This window comes from Microcystis sp. LEGE 08355, from assembly GCF_015207185.1.
GTDB classification, from domain to species: domain Bacteria; phylum Cyanobacteriota; class Cyanobacteriia; order Cyanobacteriales; family Microcystaceae; genus Microcystis; species Microcystis panniformis.
Genome location: NZ_JADEXI010000203.1, coordinates 1 through 7,410, shown reverse-complemented (window position 1 = coordinate 7,410; position 7,410 = coordinate 1). Strand labels below are relative to the sequence as shown.

Sequence of the window (7,410 nt, the reverse complement as noted above, 5' to 3'; positions counted from 1 at the left end):
AGTTATAAGGTTGGTCAGGGTTGACCTATTAGATTCAGTCAGGGGACTGAAGACCTTACTAGGCGGTTATTTCAGGTATTTCAACCTTATTTCATGCCTAAACGTTTCGCACAAATCCGTTGAGTATATTCTCGGCTAGTCTGGTTCTTCGGTTTGTGTTATGCAATGTACGGGGGTTATAAGGGATGGAACCCTTATAGAGAAAAACGTTTGGCGATTTTTGTCAATTGTTTTTGATCTAGAGCGAACTAATCAATTAAATCTCTTGCCAGATAAGGATTTAGTTTATTTATGCCACCCTATCGAACCATAAAAAGTAACGAAGAGCCGCTAGTCTTTTCGTATAGGTTCGTTTCTTGGCGACAAAATCTAACTCTTCGCTAAAGGGTTTTCGACAATTATCGCACTTAAATTGACGACGATTAACTTGTAAGTACACTGGTTGTCCTGAGATTGGTAAATCTTTGACTAAATGTCGATGATTTTGGTGTAGTTTATCGCTCTCTAACCCACAACGAGGACAGGTGGCTTTTTGATTTTTCGATTCGATTCGGCAAACTATACCGATATTTTCTAGGTGTCGATAGCCTTGAATACAGGTTCCTTGTAGGTTCAAAAATTTGTCAAGTATCATAAGTAAAATAATCTCGTTTTTGGCTATTATATCAAATCTTAACTCAATTGTCTATCTTTTGGTATTAACCTATTTGTGCTTTAAGTCCTTTCCTGTATGAATTTCAGCTACTTTTGAGCGTAGTTGCTCTCATCGAATTTTATTTTAAGTTAATTATTTGCATAACAATTCCCGAAGAGCCTTGTATTTTTACCTTTTTTGTCCAAGACAATAATATCGGCACGAGTCGTGGTATTTGAAGTTGATTGAAAAACGCCTTCAGGTAATATTATAACGGCAGTTAATAACCAACTTTTTTCGACACTTTGACGTAACTTTTCATACTCTTTATTCGAGATAATTGAATGAGGCAAAAGACAAACTAAACGTCCGTCAGGCTTTAATAACTCTAGAGCTAAATCAATAAATAGAGCATCGCTATTTCTATAGCCTAAATTGAATAAGTCGCTTTGAGATTCTAACAAGTTTATTGACAGTGAAAACGGTGGATTTGCTACAATGTAATCTACTTGACCAAATAGTGTTTGAATTTCTTGATCGGGACGATAAATATTCGAGGTAAATAGAGAAATATTGTGACTTTGGTTAGTATTTATTCTTAAAACTAATTCCGTTAAACAGACCAACATCTCATCTACATCATTGGCAATGAGATGACAAGGTGTATATTGCCAACGTTCTCCCGCTTCTTTTAGAAAAGTTCCACTGCCACAAGTAGGATCCATTATTAAAGCATCCGATTTAATAGGAAGCATACTGACCATTTGTTCTGCTATTGCGTGTGGGGTAAAAAACTTTCCCGTAATATCTCGAAATCTTTTAGCCAAAAAATATTGATAAAAAATCGGTAGATTTTTCCCATTAATATCCTTTTTGATATGACAATAAATTATTTCTTGAAGAGTCTTGTCTTGAAATACAATTTCTGATAAGCAGCGGCCTTTCATAATAATCTTATCGAGCTTTTTAGTAGTTTCAATGGCAAAAACATCAATGTAAGAATAGGCAATTACATTGAATACATCTTCCCCTTCATAGCCAAACTGTCTAAAAGCTAACTCTATATCTTTCAGAGCTTTAGTTTCTAACATTCTTTTACCTCGCACTTTTTGATCCAGATTTAGATTATACATTTTGTTAATCTCCTAAAAACCTTCTGGCTTTAAGACAGGACGATAACGTAATTTGATAATAACAGAACCACTAAACCTAAAGCTTGATTGAAAAGCAATAAAATTGAGTTGCTGAGTCATTATCCCATTGTTACAAATCTGATTCATTATTATTTCATAATTCATTTTAAATTCAGAACCATTTTTATCAATTAGAAATATAAAATCAGCACATCTTCTATTAGGATTGTCTCTAGATGGATCATCTTCATAACAAAAATCTTCGGTTTTATAGATAACCGAACCATTATTACACTTAATAGCGAAAAAAACGCTAGTAATTCCTGATTCTAAAACTTGACAATTATATTTTCCTTGCTGAGTTTCGATAAAACCACTTGCTTCAAACCAAGTATTATTGATTAATTTCTGGGGCCAGTCCTCTGGACATGAATTAGCAAAAGCAGCATAGTTTTCTAAACTTATTATTATGCTTATAGCTTTTGTTAACCATTTTAACATTTCAAATTTTCCTTTGCATAAGGATTAATTATAGTAGTTTTATGGTAGGTTAACTTTATGTTAACCTACCATGATTTTGTACTACTTAACTACCGCCAATCCTTGCCACATCACGCGCGTTGGCTTCAAAAGCGGCATCGAGAGCAGAATCGCCGGTTAAACCGGAATCTAACGCCTCTTTAATACACTGCAACATCCGCTTATAATCCTTGGGCATTACTTTAACAAACTTGGGCAACATTTCCGACCAATTTGCTAAAACTAGGGACGCTTTTTGACTTTGGGTGTAATCAGCATGGCGTTGAATTAACTCGCGTAAATCGTCGATTTCTTCCCCTTCTAGCGCCTCTAAAGCCACCATTTGGGTATTGCAACGAGTGGCGAAATCCCCCGACTCATCGAGGACGTAGGCGACACCACCACTCATCCCGGCGGCGAAATTGCGACCGGTGGGCCCTAAAACAACGACTTTACCCCCCGTCATATACTCACAGGCGTGGTCGCCAACGGACTCAACCACCGTAGTCACCCCAGAGTTACGCACCCCAAAACGTTCCCCGGCAACCCCGGAAATATACACCTCACCACTGGTTGCACCGTATAAAGCCACATTACCGATGATAATATTCTCCTCGGCTGCAAAAGTGGAACCTTTGGGCGGATAAACGATGATTTTGCCACCGCTTAAACCCTTACCCACATAATCATTGGCATCCCCTTCTAACTCCAGTGTCACCCCTTTGGGAACAAAAGCACCGAAACTCTGCCCCGCGCTGCCCTGAAAATGGAGATGTACGGTATCTTCCGGTAAACCCTCCCAGTGACGTTTAGTGATTTCGTTGCCTAAAATCGTCCCCACCACCCGGTTAATATTTTTAATCGGTAGTGTCGCCTTGACTTTTTCGCCTTTTTCAATGGCATCCTTGCATAAATCCAGTAAAACGGTTATATCCAAGCACTTATCTAAACCGTGGTCCTGGGGAATCTGGCAATAGCGTCCTACCTCTGCATCTACCTCCGGTTGATAGAGAATCGGAGTTAGGTCAATTCCTTTCGCTTTCCAATGTTCTACCGCCTGTTTCGGCTCTAATACATCAGTTCGCCCCACCATTTCATTTAAGGTGCGGAATCCCAATTCGGCCATAATTTCCCGCACTTCCTGGGCGATAAATTTCATGAAATTCACCGTATATTCAGGATCCCCGATGAAATTCTTCCGTAATAACGGATCCTGGGTCGCTACCCCCGCCGGACAGGTATTAAGATGACAAACCCGCATCATAATACAGCCTAGAGTTACCAGTGGCGCGGTCGAAAAACCGAATTCTTCGGCCCCCAATAGGGTCGCTACCACCACATCGCGGCCGGTTTTCATCTGGCCATCGGTTTCCACCGCAATGCGACTGCGAAGATTATTTAACACCAATGTTTGATGGGTTTCTGCTAGTCCCAACTCCCAGGGTAAACCCGCGTGTTTAATCGAGGTTTGGGGTGAGGCACCAGTCCCACCATCGAAACCAGAGATTAAAACCACGTCGGCGTGAGCTTTAGCGACTCCGGCGGCGATTGTGCCAACTCCCACCTCAGAAACCAGTTTTACGCTCACTCTGGCCGCACGATTGGCATTTTTTAGGTCATGAATCAACTCCGCTAGGTCTTCAATGGAGTAGATATCGTGGTGGGGTGGGGGAGAAATTAAACCAACTCCGGGGGTGGAGTGACGGACTTTGGCAATCCAAGGATAGACTTTTTTACCAGGTAATTGACCGCCTTCGCCAGGTTTTGCCCCCTGGGCCATTTTTATCTGCAATTCTCGCGCTTGGGAGAGGTAAAGACTGGTGACACCAAAACGGCCGGAAGCCACCTGTTTAATGGCACTATTTTTCGAGTCTCCCCGTTCATTTGTCCAAGTGTAGCGCTCGGAATCTTCGCCCCCTTCCCCGGTGTTCGACTTGCCACCGATACGATTCATGGCAATAGCGAGGGATTCGTGGGCCTCTTTGGAAATGGAACCGTAACTCATGGCCCCGGTTTTAAAGCGTTTCATAATCGCTTCAATCGGTTCCACTTCTTCGATGGGGATACTTTCCCGGTTTTTAAAGGTTAATAGTCCCCGCAGGGTGAAGAATTTTTGATTCTGTTGGTTGACCAGTTGGGAATATTTCTTAAAGAGGTCGTATTTGCCCAATTTTACCGCTTGTTGCAGGGTATGAATGGTTTCTGGGCTAAAAAGATGGGCTTCCCCGTCCTTACGCCATTGATATTCACCGCCAATATCGAGGGTATGCACATTCACGTCCCGGTCGGGGAAAGCGTGGCCATGTCTGAGCAGGGATTCTTTGGCAATAATTTCTAAATCGGCCCCTTCAATGCGGGAAGCTGTCCAAGTAAAATAGCGATCGACTACCGATCGATTTAAGCCGATAGCCTCGAATATTTGCGCCCCACGGTAGCTTTGCAGGGTAGAAATGCCAATTTTAGAGGCCACTTTAATTACGCCCTTGGTGGCGGCTTTTATGTAGTTTTTACAGGCACTCTGGTGGTCAACTCCTACCAATAAACCTTCCTCGATCATACTGCCGAGGGTGGCAAAGGCTAGATAGGGATTAATCGCACCGCAACCATAACCGAGTAAAAGGGCGTAGTGATGCACTTCCCGGGGTTCGCCGGATTCCAGGACAAGACCGACTCTGGTGCGGGTTCCCTGCCGGATGAGATGATGGTGTAAACCGGCAACCGCCAGCAGTGAGGGAATCGGGGCGTGATTTTTATCGATACCTCGATCGCTTAAAATAATAATACTCGCGCCCGCTAAAATTGCCTCGTCCACCTCTTGACAAATTGCCTCAATTGTGCTACGCATCCCCTCGACTCCCGAAGTGGGATCGAAGAGAATGGGAATAGTCACGGTTTTAAATTCGCTATTGCCCTGTAAACGCGCTAATTGGGCATTAGTGAGGATGGGAGAGTTAAGTTTAATCAGGTGACAGCTTTCGGGCTGCGGATCCAAGAGATTTCTCTCCGCGCCGATAGTGGTGATGGGAGAGGTGATAATTTCTTCGCGAATTGAGTCAATCGGGGGGTTAGTGACTTGGGCGAATAACTGCTGAAAGTAATCATAAAGCAGTTTTGGGCGATCGGACAAGACGGCTAGGGGTGTATCGGAACCCATGGAACCCACTGCTTCCACTCCATCCCGGCCCATGGGGGCTAATAAAAGACGTAATTCCTCAAAAGTGTAACCGAAAGCAGTTTGCTGTTGAATTAGGGAAACAGGAGTTTCAGGTGGGGCAGTTTCAACGGCTGGTAAATCATCTAAATTGACTAAATTTTCGTTTAACCACTGGCGATAGGGATGATCTTTGGCAATAGCTTCTTTTATCTCCTCATCGGCCACGATACGACCTTCTTTCATATCCACAAGGAACATCCGGCCGGGTTGCAGACGACCTTTTAAAGCGACGCGTTCCGGTTCAATGGGTAAAACTCCCGCTTCCGATGCCATAATTACTAGGTCATCTTTGGTGACGTAGTAACGGGAAGGACGTAGACCATTGCGGTCTAACACTGCTCCCATCATCGTACCATCGGTAAAAGCGATCGAGGCCGGACCATCCCAGGGTTCCATCAAACAGGAATGGTATTCATAAAAGGCTTTTTTCTCATCACTCATCGATTCGTGGGCTGCCCAGGGTTCAGGAATCATCATCATGACAGCGTGAGGAAGAGAACGCCCCGATAAAACCATTAATTCTAGGGCATTATCAAAAATTAAGGAGTCACTACCCTCGATATTAATAACCGGCTGGATTTTTTTGATGTCTTCCCCGAACAAGGGTGAGGCAAACATCGACTGACGGGCGTGCATCCAGTTAATATTACCTCGCAGGGTATTAATTTCGCCATTGTGGGCAATATAACGGTAAGGGTGGGCGCGTTCCCAACTGGGGAAGGTATTGGTACTAAAACGGGAATGGACTAATCCTAAAGCACTTTGAAAGTCGGGGTCGTGTAAATCGGGAAAATAGTCACCCACCTGTACCGGCATTAATTGCCCTTTATAGACAATGGTACGACTAGAAATACTGCAAGGATACCAGTAACGATTAAAGGATTGACGATTAAGGTGGGAACGCTTGCGAATAACGTATAATTTGCGTTCAAAGGCCAGATCATCGCTTAAATGGGCATTGCGTTCGATAAAAACCTGTTCGATAAAGGGTTCGGTAGATTTGGCCGAATTGCCTAAACTAGAGTTATCCGTGGGAACATCACGCCAACCGAGAACTTTTAACCCCTCTTCGGCGGCGATTTTCTCGAATTCCTGGCGACTTTTCCCGCGAATTTCGGCATCAGGGGCCGTGTAGAGCATTCCCACCCCGTATTGTCCCGCTGCCGGCAAGGTAAAACCTAGATTACTGGTCACTTTCCGGAAAAATAGGTCAGGGATTTGGCACAAAATACCCGCCCCATCTCCGGTATTTTTTTCCGCACCGCACGCGCCACGGTGATCGAGGTTTAGTAGAATTGTCAAGGCCTGTTCAACAATATCGTGGGACTTTTTACCCGTTTTATGAACGATAAAACCGACACCACAAGCATCATGTTCAAATTGGGGATCGTATAGTCCTTGTTTCCGTGGAGTTTGATTGTTATTCATTTTGTCTAATAGCCTAGCAGTCTGGAAGGGAAGGGCCTAGAGGGTGAGCCAGAGTAGCGATTCTAGGTATATCAATTTTGTATCCAGACTGGACCTTCGGTCTTATATCTTAAGGAAATGTTTCGATGTCACAAGGGTTCCTCTCGCTGCTTTACCCCCTGATCGAGATCGCTTTTCCGATACAAGTTCGATCGCTCCTATAATCGAAGAAATACTCGATCGCTATCTCGATCCCGTTCGATTGATTCTTTCCGCTCTTTCTCGCCATTTTTTTGAATTTTCTGTAATTACCTCGCCCATCGATCGGGCTTTTTCCGCCGCATCCTGCGCCATTTCCAGAATTTCCTCTAGTTCCCGTTCATCGGAAATTTTGGGTCTGAAACCCCGCCGTTCTAGGTTGGCTTTACGTTAGAATTAAAAGGCCAGTCTCGAAAACCAAGTGGACGGCGCAGCACCTTGAAAACTCGGCTTAGGGGGTTCCG

Annotated in this window: 3 protein-coding genes and 1 pseudogene; all 4 read right to left on the bottom strand. The window is 43.8% G+C overall.

Features of this window, described 5'->3' with window-relative positions; genetic code table 11:
- Positions 1-325 precede the first annotated feature (325 nt).
- Positions 326-634: pseudogene (locus IQ242_RS11875) on the bottom strand (transposase family protein); the annotation flags it as partial.
- Between the two features lie 149 nt (positions 635-783).
- Positions 784-1,767, bottom strand: a complete 984-nt coding sequence (locus IQ242_RS11870) for a class I SAM-dependent DNA methyltransferase (protein ID WP_228020947.1) — start codon at positions 1,765-1,767, stop codon at positions 784-786.
- 12 nt (positions 1,768-1,779) lie between these two features.
- The gene (locus IQ242_RS11865; RefSeq protein WP_193960112.1) at positions 1,780-2,268 is read right to left on the bottom strand and encodes a hypothetical protein; all 489 of its coding nucleotides are present in this window, start codon (positions 2,266-2,268) and stop codon (positions 1,780-1,782) included.
- 85 nt (positions 2,269-2,353) lie between these two features.
- Positions 2,354-6,928: a glutamate synthase large subunit gene (gene gltB, locus IQ242_RS11860; RefSeq protein WP_193960111.1), complete on the bottom strand. Its 4,575-nt coding sequence runs from the start codon at positions 6,926-6,928 to the stop codon at positions 2,354-2,356.
- Positions 6,929-7,410 lie beyond the last annotated feature (482 nt).

What these genes read in the sequence shown, in the direction of transcription:
- gltB (WP_193960111.1), bottom strand. Translation starts at nt 6,928, where the DNA reads ATGAATAACAATCAAACTCCACGGAAACAAGGACTATACGATCCCCAA.
- IQ242_RS11870 (WP_228020947.1), bottom strand. Translation starts at nt 1,767, where the DNA reads ATGTATAATCTAAATCTGGATCAAAAAGTGCGAGGTAAAAGAATGTTA.
- IQ242_RS11865 (WP_193960112.1), bottom strand. Translation starts at nt 2,268, where the DNA reads ATGTTAAAATGGTTAACAAAAGCTATAAGCATAATAATAAGTTTAGAA.